Source organism: Paraferrimonas sp. SM1919 (assembly GCF_010993985.1).
GTDB lineage: Bacteria > Pseudomonadota > Gammaproteobacteria > Enterobacterales > Shewanellaceae > SM1919.
This window is the reverse complement of sequence record NZ_WINH01000018.1, coordinates 1-17,635: the sequence shown is the minus strand read 5'-3', so window position 1 is coordinate 17,635 and position 17,635 is coordinate 1. Positions and strand designations below refer to the sequence as shown.

17 protein-coding genes and 4 tRNA genes are annotated in these 17,635 nt (G+C 41.1%); 11 read left to right on the top strand and 10 right to left on the bottom strand.

Features of this window, described 5'->3' with window-relative positions:
* Positions 1-7: 7 nt before the first annotated feature.
* The 7 genes from GFB48_RS11820 (at position 8) to GFB48_RS11790 (ending at position 5,942) form a co-directional block, all read left to right on the top strand.
* Complete coding sequence (locus GFB48_RS11820; protein ID WP_163935784.1) at positions 8-2,113, top strand: chemotaxis protein CheA; 2,106 nt, start codon at positions 8-10, stop codon at positions 2,111-2,113.
* An 8-nt stretch (positions 2,114-2,121) separates the two neighbouring features.
* Positions 2,122-3,195, top strand: a complete 1,074-nt coding sequence (locus GFB48_RS11815; RefSeq protein ID WP_163935782.1) for a chemotaxis response regulator protein-glutamate methylesterase — start codon at positions 2,122-2,124, stop codon at positions 3,193-3,195.
* The gene (locus GFB48_RS11810) at positions 3,186-3,590 is read left to right on the top strand and encodes a hypothetical protein (protein ID WP_163935780.1); all 405 of its coding nucleotides are present in this window, start codon (positions 3,186-3,188) and stop codon (positions 3,588-3,590) included. Before GFB48_RS11815 ends, GFB48_RS11810 begins: the two co-directional genes overlap by 10 nt.
* Positions 3,587-4,366 carry a ParA family protein gene (locus GFB48_RS11805; RefSeq protein WP_163935778.1) on the top strand — a complete coding sequence of 260 codons (780 nt, stop codon included), beginning with the start codon at positions 3,587-3,589 and terminating at the stop codon, positions 4,364-4,366. Before GFB48_RS11810 ends, GFB48_RS11805 begins: the two co-directional genes overlap by 4 nt.
* Positions 4,359-5,048, top strand: a complete 690-nt coding sequence (locus GFB48_RS11800) for a chemotaxis protein CheW (RefSeq protein ID WP_163935776.1) — start codon at positions 4,359-4,361, stop codon at positions 5,046-5,048. Before GFB48_RS11805 ends, GFB48_RS11800 begins: the two co-directional genes overlap by 8 nt.
* 2 nt (positions 5,049-5,050) lie before the next feature.
* A complete protein-coding gene (locus tag GFB48_RS11795; RefSeq protein ID WP_163935774.1) occupies positions 5,051-5,539 on the top strand; it encodes a chemotaxis protein CheW in 489 nt (162 codons plus the stop codon).
* Positions 5,540-5,645: 106 nt separating this feature from the next.
* Entirely contained in the window at positions 5,646-5,942 is a 297-nt protein-coding gene (locus GFB48_RS11790; RefSeq protein WP_163935771.1) for a DUF2802 domain-containing protein, read from the top strand.
* Between the two features lie 3 nt (positions 5,943-5,945).
* Here GFB48_RS11790 and GFB48_RS11785 read toward each other — a convergent pair whose 3' ends face one another.
* Together GFB48_RS11785 and GFB48_RS11780 are read right to left on the bottom strand one after the other, a co-directional pair.
* Positions 5,946-6,875, bottom strand: coding sequence for a response regulator (locus GFB48_RS11785; RefSeq protein WP_163935768.1), 930 nt, complete (start codon positions 6,873-6,875; stop codon positions 5,946-5,948).
* Between the two features lie 5 nt (positions 6,876-6,880).
* The gene (locus GFB48_RS11780; RefSeq protein ID WP_163935765.1) at positions 6,881-7,618 is read right to left on the bottom strand and encodes a VacJ family lipoprotein; all 738 of its coding nucleotides are present in this window, start codon (positions 7,616-7,618) and stop codon (positions 6,881-6,883) included.
* A gap of 83 nt (positions 7,619-7,701) precedes the next feature.
* On the opposite strand from GFB48_RS11780, the gene GFB48_RS11775 reads away from it, so the two are divergent.
* Together GFB48_RS11775 and GFB48_RS11770 are read left to right on the top strand one after the other, a co-directional pair.
* Complete coding sequence (locus tag GFB48_RS11775; RefSeq protein ID WP_163935762.1) at positions 7,702-8,922, top strand: hypothetical protein; 1,221 nt, start codon at positions 7,702-7,704, stop codon at positions 8,920-8,922.
* Entirely contained in the window at positions 8,909-9,205 is a 297-nt protein-coding gene (locus GFB48_RS11770; protein ID WP_163935759.1) for an EscU/YscU/HrcU family type III secretion system export apparatus switch protein, read from the top strand. The genes GFB48_RS11775 and GFB48_RS11770 overlap by 14 nt, the downstream gene beginning before the upstream one ends.
* A 187-nt stretch (positions 9,206-9,392) precedes the next feature.
* On the opposite strand, the gene GFB48_RS11765 is transcribed toward GFB48_RS11770, so the two are convergent.
* The 4 genes from GFB48_RS11765 to GFB48_RS11750 all read right to left on the bottom strand — a co-directional run bounded on the left by GFB48_RS11765 (position 9,393) and on the right by GFB48_RS11750 (position 9,813).
* Positions 9,393-9,468, bottom strand: a tRNA-Asn gene (locus GFB48_RS11765).
* A 39-nt stretch (positions 9,469-9,507) separates the two neighbouring features.
* Positions 9,508-9,583: transfer RNA gene (locus tag GFB48_RS11760), tRNA-Asn, on the bottom strand.
* A gap of 39 nt (positions 9,584-9,622) precedes the next feature.
* Positions 9,623-9,698 (bottom strand) — tRNA-Asn (locus GFB48_RS11755).
* 39 nt (positions 9,699-9,737) lie between these two features.
* A tRNA-Asn gene (locus GFB48_RS11750) sits at positions 9,738-9,813 on the bottom strand.
* Positions 9,814-10,587: 774 nt separating this feature from the next.
* On the opposite strand from GFB48_RS11750, the gene uvrB reads away from it, so the two are divergent.
* Positions 10,588-12,600, top strand: a complete 2,013-nt coding sequence (uvrB, locus tag GFB48_RS11745; protein WP_163935756.1) for an excinuclease ABC subunit UvrB — start codon at positions 10,588-10,590, stop codon at positions 12,598-12,600.
* Here the strand turns inward: uvrB and rrtA are convergent.
* A complete protein-coding gene (gene rrtA / locus GFB48_RS11740) occupies positions 12,587-13,177 on the bottom strand; it encodes a rhombosortase (RefSeq protein ID WP_163935753.1) in 591 nt (196 codons plus the stop codon). The two genes, uvrB and rrtA, sit on opposite strands and share 14 nt — an antisense overlap.
* Position 13,178: 1 nt before the next feature.
* On the bottom strand, positions 13,179-13,838 hold the full coding sequence (gene queC / locus GFB48_RS11735) for a 7-cyano-7-deazaguanine synthase QueC (protein WP_163935750.1): 660 nt from the start codon (positions 13,836-13,838) through the stop codon (positions 13,179-13,181).
* A gap of 124 nt (positions 13,839-13,962) precedes the next feature.
* Between queC and queE the strand changes: the two genes are divergently transcribed.
* Positions 13,963-14,625, top strand: a complete 663-nt coding sequence (gene queE, locus GFB48_RS11730) for a 7-carboxy-7-deazaguanine synthase QueE (RefSeq protein WP_163935747.1) — start codon at positions 13,963-13,965, stop codon at positions 14,623-14,625.
* 62 nt (positions 14,626-14,687) lie between these two features.
* Here queE and GFB48_RS11725 read toward each other — a convergent pair whose 3' ends face one another.
* The gene (locus GFB48_RS11725) at positions 14,688-15,425 is read right to left on the bottom strand and encodes a hypothetical protein (protein WP_163935744.1); all 738 of its coding nucleotides are present in this window, start codon (positions 15,423-15,425) and stop codon (positions 14,688-14,690) included.
* A gap of 7 nt (positions 15,426-15,432) precedes the next feature.
* Positions 15,433-17,373: a hypothetical protein gene (locus tag GFB48_RS11720; RefSeq protein WP_163935741.1), complete on the bottom strand. Its 1,941-nt coding sequence runs from the start codon at positions 17,371-17,373 to the stop codon at positions 15,433-15,435.
* Positions 17,374-17,635 lie beyond the last annotated feature (262 nt).

Here is a 17,635-nt window from a genome sequence, read left to right as displayed (position 1 = left end):
TTAAACTATGAGCTTTGAGTTAGATGAAGAGATCTTGCAGGACTTTTTAGTTGAAGCAGGGGAAATCTTAGAGGCACTTCAAGAGCAGTTAGTAGATTTAGAAAAGTCACCATCAGACAGTGACTTATTAAATGCTATTTTTAGAGGATTTCACACGGTTAAAGGTGGTGCTGGATTCCTTTCACTGACACCTATGGTGGATGCTTGTCATCGAGCGGAAAACGTGTTTGATGCTCTAAGAAATGACCAATGTTCTCTTAATGCCGAAGTGATGGATGCTATCTTGATGATCACTGATAGCATTAATGAAATGTTTGCAAATCTAAAACAGAATCAACCATTGCAACAAGCTGATGAAAACATATTAGCTTATCTGGATGCTTTTTTAGTTAACGATACTGACGCTTCTTTGTCATCATCTCAAAGCCAAAGCCAAAGCCAAAGCCAAAGCCAAAGCCAAAGCCAAAGCTCATCTCCCCAAGGAATTGACCATTTGCAGGCTGATGAATTTGAGCAAATGTTGGCAGTTTTAGGTGAGGGTAGCAGTGATTTAGCCAGTCAAGATCTCACCGATGACGAATTCGATGAGATGTTGGCAAAATTAAAATCAGCGCCATCCAAAGCAACTGCCTCGACAGCAACAATGGCAGCCCAGTTAACATCAGCAACGAATAATGATATTGAAGAAGCCGAGTTTGAAGCACTTTTAGATGAACTTCATGGTGCAGGCAAATTTAGTAGCCTCACTCAATCACAGCAATCGGAAGATATATCCGAAGATGAATTTGAAGCGTTACTCGATCAACTTCATGGACAGGGCAAGTTTAAAGACCAACAATTGCAGCAAGAAGTGGCTTTAATTGAGTCAGCAAAGCCGGCTCCAGCTAAATTGCTGAAAAAAGAAGAAGAAATCAGTAAACCCGTTGTTCAAGAGTCAACTATTCGTGTTGATACCGCTTTACTTGATAATATAATGAATATGGTCGGCGAGCTGGTTTTGGTTCGTAATCGATTGATTTCAATAGGCAATCAAGTTGAGCTTGAGGAGATGACACAGCCTTTATCTAATTTAGATTTAGTGACTGCTGACCTACAGGGCGCGGTAATGAAAACCCGCATGCAACCCATTAAAAAAGTATTTGGACGTTTTCCCCGGGTAGTAAGGGATCTCTCTAGGCAGTTAGGTAAACAAATTAATTTAACCCTAGAAGGGGAAGATACTGATTTAGATAAAAACTTAGTAGAAGCCCTGGCAGACCCATTAATCCATATCGTGCGTAATTCGGTTGACCATGGTATTGAAATGCCTGACGTTCGAGTTCAATCCGGCAAGCAAGCCATGGGTAATATTCACTTAAGTGCCGCTCAAGAAGGCGATCATATCTTGTTGACCATTGAAGATGATGGTGCAGGGATGAACGCTGAGAAGTTAAAAGAAATCGCCATATCTCGGGGCGTTATCGAAGCTGATGAAGCACAGAGAATGACCGACCAAGAAGCTTTCAATTTAATTTTTGCGCCTGGTTTCTCCACTAAACAAGAAATTTCAGACATTTCAGGCCGTGGTGTAGGCATGGATGTAGTGAAAACTCGAATTGCTCAGCTCAACGGTAGTGTCGCGATAGATTCGAATTTAGGTAAGGGCACAAGCTTAACCATCAAAGTACCACTTACTTTGGCGATTATGCCAACTCTAATGGTGAAAGTGAATGAACAAGCATTCGCCTTACCGTTATCAAATGTAAATGAAATCATTAATTTGGAAAAAAATAAGACGAATGTGGTTGATGGTCAATTGAGCATGATGGTCCGAGAGCGAGCAATACCCTTATTTTATTTAAGTGATTGGTTAACATCTGAACAAAATGACCTTAAGCGTCAAGGACAACATGTCGTTATTTTATCAGTAAGTAATCTCGTCGTCGGTTTTGTGGTCGATAAGTTGATTGGTCAAGAAGAGGTTGTCATTAAACCCCTTGGCAGTATGCTGCACGGCACGCCAGGAATGGCCGGTGCGACCATCACCTCAGATGGCGGCATCGCGTTAATTTTAGATGCGGCGGCATTACTTGCTCATTATGCCAATTACAAAGGACTGAGAATCTCTCAATAGGGTGTTAAATGAAAGTCAAGGTTTTAGTTGTAGATGATTCCAGTTTTTTCAGAAGAAGATTAACGGAAATCTTAAACCAAGATCCACTCATTGAAGTGGTCGCGACGGCAGAAGATGGCCTGCAGGCATTAGCAATGGTGAAACAGTACCAACCTGATGTGGTTACTATGGACATTGAAATGCCTAAACTCAATGGTATCGATGCTGTCAGACACATCAGGCAAGATTCCAATGTACCGGTGTTAATGTTTTCTTCATTAACCCATGAGGGTGCAAAAGCGACAATTGAAGCTTTAGAGGCGGGGGCAAGTGATTTTTTACCAAAACGATTTGAAGATATTGCCTTAGATAAACATACGGCCATAAAAACCTTACTCGATAGAGTAAAAGGCTTGGCCACTGCCGCTATCAGTGCACGCTCAAGGAAGGTTGTTGGTAACTCAATGATGGCTGGGGCATTAAAGCCTGAGTCTGTAGTAACCAAAGTTAATAAAAGCAAACAATCGCGCCCCAAAGTGTTACTTATTGGTTCTTCAACTGGCGGACCTGTGGCTTTGCAAAAAGTGTTAACACAATTACCACAGGATTTTCCTGCGCCAATATTGTTGATTCAACATATGCCCAGTGCCTTTACTCCCACTTTTGCGGAGCGACTTAATGGATTATGCAAGGTCAATGTGGTCCATGCTGAAAATGGGATGAAATTAGAGCCTGGGGTAGCTTATTTGGCACCAGGTGGCATGCAAATGCTACTGCAGCAAAGGGCCGATGAAGTTTATTTAAAAATTATCGAATCGGCGCAAGATATTAGTTACAAACCCTCTGTTGATATTACTTTTGGTTCAGCTTCCAGAGTTTATCAACAGGATGCCTTGGCATTAGTATTGACGGGCATGGGAGCGGATGGTTGTGAAGGTGCCCGCTTATTGCAACAAGCGGGTGCCGATATCTGGGCCCAAGATGAACAAAGTTGTGTTGTTTATGGTATGCCTAGAGCAGTAGTCAAAGCAGGATTGGTTGACAAAGTTTTTGCCATTGATGATTTTTCGCACAGTTTGTTGAAGGAATTTCAATGTCAGTAGCCAACAAGGGGCTTTCCAGTTTCTTAGTACTGATATTAATTTTATTTAATATCAGTAGTGCAGGTTATATCTGGTTTTTAAGTACTGAGCTCAAAAGCGCCAATAACTTGTTAAATAAGCCCTTAAAAAGACTGATAATGGTCACCCCCAATGAGCAGGGGCCGGCACTTGAAGCTTGGCTTAAAAAAGATACAGATAAATACTACTCCTATCTAGAAAACCTAGAAGGAGAAGTGAAACTTCATTTTCATATTACCCGGCCGACAAAGGATTTAGACAATAAACCAGTGTTAGCAAAAACCCAATTACTGGAAGAAGATGAAAATGGCGTAAAGGTTTTTCAACTGCCCCATGGTGGGGTACAAATCACTACTCGCGATAGGGAAATGCGATGAATATTTGGGCAATTGCGAATCAAAAAGGAGGGGTTGGCAAAACGACAACCGCTGTCAGTTTAGCTGGTATTATTGCTAAACGTCGTAGCCGTATTTTACTTATTGATATGGATCCCCATGGTTCTTTGGGGCTGTACTTAGGGGTGAAAGCAGAAGAGCTAAACTTGACTGCCTTTGACTTATTAAAACACCAACAAAGTTACAGTCGTGAAATGGTTTTAGAGCATATTGTCTCAACGCCAATAGAAGGCATCGATTTAATGCCTTCTTCAATGGCATTAGCAACATTAGATCGCTCCCAGGGTAATGATTTTGGTATGGGTCTTAAGTTAAAACAAAGCTTACAAGCGATTGAAAATGACTATGACTACGTGTTAATTGATTGCCCTCCAGTTTTAGGGGTATTAATGATCAATGCCTTGGCGGCTGCACAAAAGTTGGTCATCCCTGTGCAAACGGAATTCCTTGCTCTCAAAGGACTTGAAAGAATGCTTGCAACCTTAAAAATGGTTGAAAAGTCACTTGGCAAAACACTTGATTACAATATTATTGCGACCATGTTTGATCGCCGCACTCGTGCAGCGGTCATTGCAATCGAGGAATTAGCTTCTCGATATGGCAGTCATTTTTGTAGCGGCTATATTCCCGTAGACACAAAATTTAGAGACGCCAGTTTAGCTTTAACACCTATCAGTCACTACGCGCCCAATAGTCGTGGCTATGACGCTTATAAGAAGGTGTTTAAAGAGATCATTGAGGAACCAAGTTATGTCTAAGCATGCTCAAGAGGCGATTGAAGAATACTTTAGCCATTTGCTGCAGCCACAACAATGCTTTGCTGAAGATTGTATCAACCCACAATCTGTACAGTTGCAAAAGCAACTGGACTTGGCTCAACAACAATTTGTCGAACCAAGCCCATCAGACACCGATAACTTACCCCAAGCTGCTAGCCCATTAGCATCGTCAGCAGCACTGGTTGATGAGGTATTTATTGGCCTTGATGAAACTCTTGATGATCGCTTTCAAGCACTATTCTTTAAGGTTGGTGGGCTAACGATTGCGATTCCCTTGTTACATTTAGGCGGCATCGTCAATCGTCAACTCATTAGTCAATTACCGGGTATGCCTAATTGGCACTTGGGGGTTCAGAATCACCGAGGAAAGTCTTTAAATGTTGTTGATACTTACGCTTGGGTTACCCATAATAACGATATAAAAGCTGAAGAATATCAATACTTAATACAATTAGAAGAGTCAGATTGGTGCCTCGCAGCCGAGTCTCTGGTTGAGACCAAAACATTGAGTAAAGCAGATGTTAAGTGGCGCTCTCAGTCTGGTAAGCGACCTTGGCTAGCAGGAATAGTTAAAGAACAGATGTGTGCAATTGTTTATCCTCAAAAATTACAACAAATGTGTGCACTAGGACTAAACGAACAGGATCAATTAGGAAAATAACAATGGAACTTGCAACTCACTCCAAACAAAAGCAATTAAACGATGAAGTATTACAATGGGTGACTTTCACTCTTGATGATGAAATCTATGGTGTAAATGTAATGCAAGTACAGGAAGTCTTAAGGGTCAGTGAAATAGCACCAGTGCCCGGCACTCCTGATTATGTACTTGGTATTATTAACTTGCGTGGTAATGTGGTTACCGTGCTCGATACCCGTACTCGTTTTGGTTTGGCTGACAAAGCCATCGATGAGTCAGCAAGAATTATTATCATTGAAGCTGAACATCAAGTCATCGGTATTCTAGTTGATAGCGTGGCAGAGGTGGTGTACTTAAATCGTTCTGAGATTGAGCAGGCTCCCAATGTAGGTACTGACGATAGTTCTAAATTTATTTCTGGTGTGTGCCATAAAGATAATAAATTACTTATACTGGTTGATCTTAATAGTTTATTAACTGATGATGAATGGGATGAGTTGGCCCAATATTAACATGTCTTTAGAAATCATTAGTTTAATAAGTGGTTTGTTTTTGTTGCTGTTATGCATAGCCTTTATGCAATTTCGAAAAATAAAGCAATCATCAAAAAATATAAAAATGTTACAAACCCAAGTTGATCATCTTGAAGATCAACTTCATAGCCATGCTTTGCAATTGAGTGAATTGCATCAAATTAGTCAAGGTTTGGGTAAGCAGTTGCGTGATTTGCATAGTCAGCAGATAGAACAATCCAGTCAAATCACCCAAGCGATTGAGCAGGAACCACAAGCTAGGCTATACAACAGAGCTTCTAAAATGTTGGAGTTAGGGGCTGATGTTGAAGAAATTATGCGTGAATGTGAGTTGCCTAAAGCTGAAGCAGAGTTAATGCGACATCTTTATCACAGTAAATAGCGATTAAGTTTGCCAAATTAATTCTAATTGGGTCGGTTTCTCATAACAAAATGAAATGTAGTGACTGATCCCCTGAATGAGTTGAAGACTGGAAGGTTTAGTGCTTATAAGGGGGAATTCTTGTCTTGTGATAGAGCTGTGTTTGCCCCATAAACAATGAAGACTGCCTTTGACAGTATCGACTAATAGGTAACTAAAATCGCTGTTACTACTGATTAAATTCAGTGGTTCGCTGAGTTCTTTCTCAAGGTGACTCAAAAGATAACTAATGGGTAATTTGAAGGTTTCAATACGCCTTTTAATTAACCATTTAGCAACTTGAGAAAAATAGATTGTATGCTCCCCCTGGCTTGCCCAATCCGCTAAAAACACCAATTTGAATCGTTCACCGATGGTAAAAGCATCATAAAAAAACTGTCGGTTAGGGTTTATTTGCCTGATAGATAATGGCTCAGGCATGACTGGTGGCTGTGTTAAGTACATCGCTACATTTGTCGTTGCTTGTTGTGTTTTTATTGAACTGAGGTTTTTTAAAATGTGTTGATAATGATGGCTTGTTGAGGTTTCTAAATTATCTATTAGTTGCAATAAATCACTAAATTCGTCTAAGGGATTTTCAATACAATCTAAGGTGCCTAATTTAAGTAGCTCTGTAAGTGTCTGATAATCATATATATTACCGGTTACAACCACATTAGAATCAATAGCGGTTCGGTTTATCCAAGTCAAAAGCTCAAATGCATCAGCGCCAGGTAAATGGTGATCGTAAATGATGAGATCAACCTGATGTTGCTCTAGTTGCTGCAAGCAGATAGTGTAATTATGTGCTTCCAATATCCTATGCTGTTTTTGTTTTAAGCGCTTGCTTAAATCATAACGGATAACAGGATCATCATTAGCAATCAGTATGATTAGATTATCAGTGTTGGTCATATACCTTAGTCTAGTTCATCCATGAAATCCTCAAGTGCTTCATCGTCTTCGTTTACTTGAGGTAACTGTCCATCTAAAACACTGTAATTAACGTGCTGAAGGTAGGATTCTCTAACAAATAAGTAGGGATCTAACGCCCCGTCAATCAGCTGGTCTTGCTCAAGAGCCATTGCTCTTTTGTGAAGGTTTTTAATTCCCCATTTTGCTGCCGAGACCCATAACGTCATCTCTGATAAGGGAAAGTATAGACCATCGACAAAATCTGTGGCTTCTCGCGTCACATAGGGGCCTAAAACGGGCATCATGATATAGGGGCCATCTGGTACCCCCCAATAGCCTAAAACCTCGCTAAATTGATCCTGCTTTCTTTCTAGACCAATCTGCCCGGCGACATCAAAAATTCCCAGGATCCCAAATGTTGAGTTGATCAAAAATCTGCCTGTGGCGTTAGCGGCATATTCGGGTTTCCACTGTAATAAGTTATTTACCACCGAAGACGGCTCTTCTAGGTTAAGTGTTATGTTATACAGTCCGCTTTGTATAGGTGCAGGAACATAGTTAGCGTAACCTGTTGCAGCTGGTCTTAATAAATACTTATCTAAATACAGATAATTGAAGTCCCACATGGCACGATTGAAACCTTCAAAGGGATCTGGGTTGGCTTGCTCTTGATTGTCCTGAGCTTGGACACTAACACTTAGCGTCAATAATAAGCTTAACAGCAGGGATGAATATGCTTTCATTTAAATTTAATTTAATTCCATATATAGACACAGTTAATGTTAGCTGTATGTTTGTTATTTTGAAAGTGACGTAGGCATTTGTTGTGCATATATTAAACAATACTATCGGTAAAACCAATAACTTAACAATAAACAAAGTTATTTCTGGACAGTGGCAAAATGGTTTAAGTTCCGCTCAAATGCAAAAATTTAATTTAGCCGCTACTGAACAAACGCTTTTTAATCGTGACAGCAGTCAATGGCGACTTAAAACTAGCACTGGATTGGAGCGACTGTTAAGGCTAGGTGAGGGAAGAGTGATGTCTTTACCATTGGCTGTGCAAAGAAATATTCTGTCATTGTTAAACTCAAATAATAATGAGCAATTAAATGCATTCTTGGGGGTGCAAAAGTTACAAAATGGTTCCCTCAGCATAAATGGTCAAAAGATCATGTTGTTACCCCACGCAAAAACGACCTTAGGGAATCCGTCATTATTTGTTGATTTAGTTAAACAAGGGCACAAAATTTTTTTAAAAGTTTCAAATATTGAAGCCAGCTTTCAGCGCCAGTTTGCAGGTGTCAGTGTCGCAAAATCCACGACAGAGCAGCTTTTATGGCAACAAATGCTACGTCCTACTACGAGCAATCCAAGTATAAGCAAACTGTTTCAGTTTTCAGGAATTGAAAACTTATTGCAACATTCAACCATTCAACGGGCTTTACCTATTCTAAATTTGCAGGAATTAGGCCAAATTGGCATGTCACAGTTGATTAAGGTGTACTTCCCTAATTTAGCGAACCCAGTATCGAGTCCATTAACGTTGATGTTATGGCTGTGGCTTGCAGGTAGGTCAAGGGAGCAAGAGATTAACGCATGGCAGCAACTCTGGCCAACTAAGTATTTGGTCGATGAGTTAAGTGGACAACAGTTATTGCAATGGGCTAAACAAGTCTCTAAGGAACAGCAACAAATTGTTATTGGCCATGATCAGTGGTGTTTTTCATTACCTTATTTGGAAGAGGATGAAGTGAAAACACTACAGGTAAAGATAACTAAAAAAGAATTTTGGCAGGTAAATTTAAGATTACATATTGCTGATGGACTGGCTGTATATCAGCTTAAATATTGGCCAGAAACAAAAGAATCAACATTAACAGTGAAAAGTGATTCAAGCGCCCTATTAAGGTTGCTCTCTAGAAGTAAAGAAACTTTGGTGGCTAAAGTCGCAGAGCATGGTGTTGAACTAAAGAGCCAATTTCAATTCGCTCAAGAGTTACCTGAGTTATTAGAGCAACAAGAGGTTTATCATGGCTATCGATGATTTTAAAACGGCCACAGCACTTTTTTATGATCAGCTAAGCGCCCCTAAAGTGGTGGCTCAAGGAAGCGGTGAAGTCGCACAACAGATAATCGAAATTGCCAAACGTGAAGGTGTTGTTATCCATCAAGATCCGATGTTATCTGAGTTTTTATCTCGATTAGAGACAGGAGATGAAATTCCAAAAGAATTGTATTTCATAATTGCAGAAATTTTAGCGCATATATATTTAGTTAAAGGAAAATACCCAAAAGGATTTAAAGGGGTTACTGATCAATATGTTTAATGGGCTACAGATATGGTCTGATAAATTTGCAGTCAAGGTAATAGCAATATCGTTAACGTAGGTTGAATGCGATGACAATAGGGTAGGAATGAGTTAACTGCGGTAGCGCCCCTTTTGGGGTGAGCCAGTGACATATGGGTTAGGGTTGACCTGTCGTCCACCGTTGCTTTTATGACACTCTTTAAAGTGGCTCCCCCTGCTGGACTTGAACCAGCGACATATGGATTAACAGTCCACCGTTCTACCGACTGAACTAAGGGGGAACAAATTGTAATGCTTAGGGTTAACTAAGACTTTTAAAGTGGCTCCCCCTGCTGGACTTGAACCAGCGACATATGGATTAACAGTCCACCGTTCTACCGACTGAACTAAGGGGGAACAAATTGTAATGCTTAGGGTTAACTAAGACTTTTAAAGTGGCTCCCCCTGCTGGACTTGAACCAGCGACATATGGATTAACAGTCCACCGTTCTACCGACTGAACTAAGGGGGAACAAATTGTAATGCTTAGGGTTAACTAAGACTTTTAAAGTGGCTCCCCCTGCTGGACTTGAACCAGCGACATATGGATTAACAGTCCACCGTTCTACCGACTGAACTAAGGGGGAATTACTCTGTCCTTGAGGACGAAGCGAATATTAAAGTGACCATGGCTTAGAGTCAACTTAAACGAAGAAAAAAAAAGAGATTTTGTGCCGTTTGCTTAAGGCTTGTTCAAAAAACTAAATCCAGCTCAAATTATCGACTAATAATGGTTAAATATTCATAAACAAAGATTTAATTCTGTTTCTCGCTTTATGTTGATTTATTCCTCTTTATTCATTAGCACTCGAAAACCCTTAGTGGCACTGGGGTCGTGAGAGTTACCCACAGAAACTGTGGATAACTATGTGTGTAGTTTGTTTGAATGGTCGCTAAAGCCTTAATAGTACTGGCTAGTTAAGAAAATGTAACATTTTTGTTGACTTATTATTTTTTAGTAAAAACAATGGTTTAATATTTTTATGGGGGTTGTGGCATGGGTTTAGTTTATTTTGTTGATGACAAAATAAACGTATTAATTGAAATGAATAACTTTTAACAGGCTAACATTGAATTGCTGTTGTGGCTGACGCAGCAAACTAATCGCTAAGTGCTTATTATTATCAAAAAAAAGTTTCCATATATCGATAATGTTAAAAAGTTAGTTATTACTAACCTCGTGTTAAATGCTTATTTTGCATGAATGACTTGTTTTTTACTTTATCTCGCTTACATAAAGGCACTTTTATATAGGTAAGAATATTCGGGGCTGGATTATTGAAGCATTAATTTGAAGGAGTTGTGTTATGGTATGCTGATATGTACCAAGTTCATCATTATTCGTAGGCGTAGGTAGAATTATGACAGAAAAAAAACTTCATTTAGTCTCTAAGTATCAACCCGCTGGGGATCAGCCTACAGCCATTAAGCAATTGGTTGAAGGGTTAGAAGATGGACTTGCGTATCAGACCTTACTGGGGGTAACGGGCTCAGGTAAAACTTATACCATGGCTAACGTGGTTGCGACGTTGAATCGACCAGCCATTATTCTTGCCCATAACAAAACTTTGGCTGCGCAGTTATATGCTGAAATGAAGGAGTTTTTTCCTAATAATGCGGTCGAGTATTTTGTTTCTTATTATGACTACTATCAACCAGAAGCTTATGTGCCCAGTACCGATACTTTTATTGAAAAAGATGCGTCGATAAATGATCATATTGAACAGATGCGTTTATCGGCCACCAAAGCCCTGTTAGAGCGTAAAGACGTTATTTTAGTGGCGTCGGTATCGGCTATCTATGGTTTGGGCTCTCCTGAGCATTATATGAGCATGCTGTTGCATCTATCTATTGGCGATACCATGGGGCAAAGGGATATTTTAAATCGCTTAGCAGAAATGCAATATACCCGTAATGATATCGAATTCTCTCGCGGTACCTTCAGGGTCAGGGGAGAGGTGATAGATATCTTTCCGGCAGACTCTGAACAAGACGGCTTTCGAATCGAGCTGTTTGATGATGAAGTGGAGGACATCGCCCGCCTGGACCCATTAACCGGTGCCGTTAAAGAGCGTCTCAATCGTGTGACCATTTACCCTAAAACCCACTATGTTACTCCTAGGGAAACGGTCATTGCGGCAACGGATAAGATTAAGGATGAGCTTAGGGAGCGCAAAGCACAGTTACTCGAACTTAATAAGTTATTGGAAGAGCAACGCATCACCGAGCGTACCCGCTATGATATTGAAATGATGCTCGAGCTGGGGTATTGCTCGGGCATTGAAAACTATTCCCGCTATTTATCGGGCCGGGCACCGGGTTCGCCGCCGCCTACCTTATTGGATTACTTACCGGATGATGGGGTATTAATCATTGATGAGAGTCATGTGACCGTGCCTCAGGTAGGAGCGATGTATAAAGGCGATCGTTCCCGTAAAGAAAACTTAGTGGAATACGGCTTTAGATTACCTTCGGCTTTAGATAACCGCCCATTAAAGTTTGAAGAATTCGAAGCGATTATGCCACAAACCATCTTTGTATCTGCGACTCCTGGCGCCTATGAATTAGAGAAGTGCCCGGCCGATGCTATTGCCGAGCAGGTTGTCAGGCCTACGGGTCTGTTAGACCCAATTATTGAGGTGAGACCGGTTAATGTGCAGGTGGATGATTTGCTCTCAGAAGCCATGGCCCGTACTAAAAAAGGCGAGCGTATTTTAGTGACCACTTTGACCAAGCGAATGGCGGAAGACTTAACTGAGTATCTGGTCGAGCATGGCGTTAAGACCCGTTATTTACATTCAGATATTGATACCGTAGAACGAGTTGAAATCATCCGTGATTTGCGCCTGGGGGAATTTGATGTGCTAGTAGGCATTAACTTATTACGTGAGGGGCTAGATATTCCTGAGGTATCGTTGGTGGCGATTTTAGATGCCGATAAAGAAGGTTTCTTACGTTCAGAGCGCTCACTTATTCAGACGATAGGCCGTGCTGCCCGCAACCTTGAAGGTAAAGCTATTCTCTATGCTGATAAAATCACTAAGTCGATGAAGGTCGCTATTGATGAAACTAAGCGACGTCGTCAATTGCAGCAAGACTTTAATGAAAAGCATGGCATTACTCCTAAGGGCGTCTCTAAGAAGATCACCGACTTGATGGCCCCTGGCGCGGGCAAGGGTAAAGCGCCTAAATCTAAAGCGGTTAAGTTACAGGATGTACGTAAACAACAAGATATGTCACCGGCAGAAATTGCGGTGCAGATAGAGCAACTCGAAAAGCAGATGCACCAGCATGCTAAAAACCTAGAGTTTGAGCAAGCAGCAGCCCTTAGGGATCAGGTGCATCAATTAAGGGAAGCGTTTACACGTTTGTAGCACGAGTCGTTTTTGCCAATCTAAACAGTGGCAGTACCACAAGTGCTGCCACTACCCCAAGCAAATGCGATTCTGTCGCCACCCTGGCATCAATTAAGCTTTCGACGGAGGTAGTCGAACCCCAAAACTGCTCATAAATAACTTTGATAATTACCCCCGCAAACAATAAATAGCCGGTAATCATTTTCTTTTGGCTATCTATAAATGCGCCGATCAGTACGAGTCCATGTAAAGCCCCACTGAGGCCTACATAATGGCTGGTATCAGGGTAAAAGGCGTATAAACCAATCGAAACGGCCAACACTAAATAAATTAATAATAAATGCAGCTGATTTGGCCTAAAGTAATGGCCGTGCAAAAACGCCAATACTACTAGTGCAGCGCCATTAAACAAAAGGTGATAACCATTAGTATGGGCAATGCCTGCACTGAACAAACGCCATAGTTGACCTTGGGAGACCTCATAGCGTAAATAACTGACCCAAGTGTCAGGCACTAGCGCCACGATTAATATCGCCCATAACCAAATTCCATAGGCGAAATATGGCTGCGCAAGAGTGTCCTTTATCTTGGGCATATTAATACTGCTCTTTGTTGTTTAGGTATTGCTCAAGGCCTTTGGCGCGTAAATCACAGGATGGGCAGTGACCGCAACCATCACCAATAATGCCGTTATAGCAGGTAAGCGATTCATTTTTAACAAGTTCAAGGGCGCCTAATTTATCTGCCAATGCCCAGGTTTGGGCTTTATCTAACCACATTAATGGTGTTTGAATTTCAAGTTTTCTGTCCATACCGGCAACCAGTGCCGTATTCATCGCCTTAACAAACTCATCGCGACAATCAGGGTAGCCTGAAAAATCGGTCTCACATACTCCTGTGATCACCGTATCAGCTCCGACTTGGTAGGCATAAATGCCCGCGAGTGTTAAAAATAATATATTGCGACCGGGCACAAAACTATTTGGGAGGCCATTGTCATCGAGCTCATGGCTTACTGGAATATCGTCTCGAGTTAAAGAGGAGGGGGAAAGTTCATTCAATAATGACACATCCATAATCTTGTGGCTGGTTACCCCAAGTTTTTTTGCGAGCTTTTGTGCCACTTCAATTTCTAAGGAGTGACGTTGGCCATAGTCAAAGGTAATGGCATGAACGCTATCAAATTCTTGTAAGGCCTGAACCAAACAGGTGGTGCTGTCTTGACCACCACTAAACACGACAATTGCACAGGACATATGTTTCTCTTATTTGAAATGATTTGTTTTATATAGATTGATTGTAACTAAACCCAGCTCAAAAGAATACTTGCAGATGTGACAGTGATCACTTATAAATGTGCCGCAATTAAGAAGGAAATCCATGAAATATCCAATCAACGAAGTATTTGAAACCATTCAAGGGGAGGGCAGCCATACCGGTGTCCCTGCGATTTTTGTACGCCTACAGGGCTGTGATGTGGGTTGCAGTTGGTGTGATACTAAACAAACTTGGGCGCTAGAGCCTCAAAATCAAGTGGCTATGGATGAAGTCATTCAGGTTGATGGCACTATAGGTCGTTGGTCGATGCTCACCCCAAGTGAGTTAATTAGTCGAATCGCTAAGTTTAATGCCAAGTTAGTGGTGGTCACTGGTGGCGAGCCTGCTATGTATGACTTGATGGCGCTATCATTAGAGCTTGAGAGGGCAGGTTATCAAGTACAGCTGGAAACCTCGGGTACTTACCCGATCAGTATCAGTGACAATGCTTTTGTAACGGTGTCACCTAAAGTCAATATGCAAGGTAAAAAGACCGTTTTAAAAAGTGCCCTTGAGCGTGCGAACGAAATTAAACATCCAGTGGCGACAGCAGCGCACATCGATGATTTAAATGAGTTGCTCGCACAAATAGATAGCAATGGCAAAGCGATCTGCTTGCAACCTATCAGCCAAAAGCCAAGGGCAACAGAGCTGGCTATCGCAACCTGTATTGCCAATAATTGGCGATTATCCATTCAAACTCACAAATACATTAATATTGATTAATTAATCATAATGCCGTTTAAATGGATAAAAAATTAGCGCCTTAGAGGCGCTAATTTTTTAGATTAGAACATTGGCTTATATTCGCCAGTTTTGCTCTCTTGAGGATCTGCAACCGTTTCTGTAGCTGAAATACTAAAGAGATTTGAGTCGAGATCTTGCTTTGTTTGAGATTCAATTTTTTCAATCTGTTCAAAACAAATCTGATTTAAGGCTTGCTCTAACTTATTGTATTTATGCCAACTGCCACCTAACCAAGTGTTCGGATAGCCGAGTATCATGAAGGAGGCAATGAAACCTACAATAAAGCCACCAATACCACCAGGTGTTCCCCAATTGAATGATTCTGCGAAAATAAAACCTAGCCCAATACTCAAAGCTATTACTAAACCGAGAAAAATACCATCTATGGTTCTGGCAAAAAGACGACGGATAAGCCCCCAGCCGCTCAACGCTCTGCGGGCATTCTTTTTGCGAGAATCTCCGAGGCTGTATAGCATTTCAGTATCATGCACATAGAAGTTAAACGGGTAGAGATAATCATCTTTGGGGTAATAAAATACGGTGATATCGCCACTTGGAATATTAGCGGTGCCAACTTTAGTGAAGGTAGTAACTTTACCATCTTGAGTACGGATATTAATGGTTTGGTAACGAGTTGTGTTGACTTCAGTTCGGCCATTACTCGTTGTGGTGGTGGTACTAGTTTCAACCTGACCACCTATGTATTGACCGGTAATATAACCAAAATTACCCTTAAAATTTTCACCGTGAAAGGTGAGATCATAGTTAAACTTTTCCATAATTATCCTAGTTACCTTCCTTGTTTTCTAACGCTGTGGCAGCACCAGCTAGAGCTGCTGGAGCTGGGTCTTTAAGTTGCAGTGAAGAGAGTGAGCGACTTTGTTGATTGAGCTCATTAATTTGAGAGGTAGCAAGCAAATCAGCTTCAGTGTTAACATTAGCGATAGTTTGTCTTGAGGCTAAATACCCCTTTAAGTCATTAGTAATCGCCAAAAGCTCATTATCATTACTATGCAGGGCCATAATATGCCGAGGTTGTTCTAGATTTTTACTACCAACACCTGCAAAAGTCGAAGTTACCAGTTTAGAGACTACCACCCATGGGGTCATTGATGAACGAACAATAACATTTTCAGATTGAGTAGAGTCATAAATGCCTTTACCTGTAGCGATGGTGCTTTCCGTAAAAGTACCTTCACATTTAAAGTAAATAAGCTGTGATTCAAACTGAAATTCACTCCAGAATACATGACTGAAATTGCCTAATAATCTTCCGAAACATGCCAGTATAGCTAAACCAATAACAGAGTTAATTATAATGGCTAACTCAGAACCAAACATTTGTGTGTTGGCTAAGGCTTGTTCTAAAGTGGGAGACGATTCAGCTATTTCGGTGAATTTATTTATCAAGGTGAAGATGATTTCATAATTGATAAACAGCAGTAACGAGCCGCCAAGTAATAAACTTTGACCAATAACCGTGGCTGCTTTACGTATTTGATCTTCAACACCAACAACCGCAACAGGTCTTACACTCGGTTGCGTCTCTTGAATGGTTTCCCCATAAAAAGCACCTTTGCCATTAGTTTGTTCTTGTAACATTGGCTTCATGCTACGGTAAACACGGTTAGGTACCTCTTTGTAACGACGGTTTGCCATGACCATTGAATCGAGATTGATAAAAATTTCACGGGGGTGCACAGACTCTTGCCAATTCTCTCTTAATTCAGATACTTCGGTAATTGGAGAGGTTTTTTCACAGCGTTTTGCAATCAAAAAAGCAATCAAAGCAAATGAGCCGATACCAAGAGCAGCCACAATCATAATCCAACTTGGAATACTGACATTGTTATAAATGCCTTGGACTAATCCAACCAATTCCATGTCTCCCCTGACAGTAATAGTTTCTATCGGCTGAAGCCATTGTGGGGCTCGGTGTTGACTGACAGAATCCAAGAACATATCAACCAAGTAACTTGCAGCAATCGGGAACGTGATGGCTGCAATAATGGTTCTGCTAATACCGGCAGCGCCTTTGGAGATGACCGAGTGTGTGGCCTGCCGAGAAATAGGCCTTCCTGCAGCAATCCAAATAAACACTAGGTTTATTAAAAAAAGGCTGGAGACTAAAGGTTGAATGAATGGTCCATTTGGACCTATAAGTCCGCTGGAGATTACGAATGACGCCAGTAAATAAGCTACGATAGCCAATATGGTTTTAGCAATGGCATCACTTAATTGGGCCGCCATGTTTCTTATTGGGTATGGTGCTAAGGTAAGCTTAGGGAAAAGGGTATGGATTAATCGATTGATTAGCCCCTGTGGCTCAGTAAAAGTCAGGTTTTTGCGACCAATTAGCATTTGTTCTAACTGATCAGCATCATAAGCGACATCGGCCCTTTCTCGATTGGCGCTGTCTGCTTCAGATTTTGCTTGGTTATAAGCAAGGGATGTTGGTACTGAGCGGCCGACAAAAAAGCGTAAACATTGCATGAGGCCTTTACCAAGGACCCATAGACCATTACTCAATAAAATGAATGCGACAGTGGTAGCGATCCAGCCGAATATTTTACTGACGGTTGTTTGCTCTTGAATTAACTCGGGTACACTTAAAAGTACCAATAACCCCATAACCGTGGTTATTAAGCCCCTTGCCGCTTTTAAGGTTCCCTCAAAACGAAAGGGGTTACGAATCCCTAAATCTAACGATCCGTGTTCAAATGCCATATTTTAGTTCCTTTAAAATATTAAAATATTTTAAATGTTAACATACTAATTATTGATATCTATAGCGAGTATTGCAGGCATAAATAATGGTTTTTAGTGATTGCGAGTTGAATTTAATTCACATTGCTGGCGGGGGGGATTAGAAATGAAAAAGGCACCCGTTTGGGTGCCTTTTTCTACAATGGTGGTGGTGGGAGATGGATTCGAACCATCGAAGGCTGAGCCGTCAGATTTACAGTCTGATCCCTTTGGCCACTCGGGA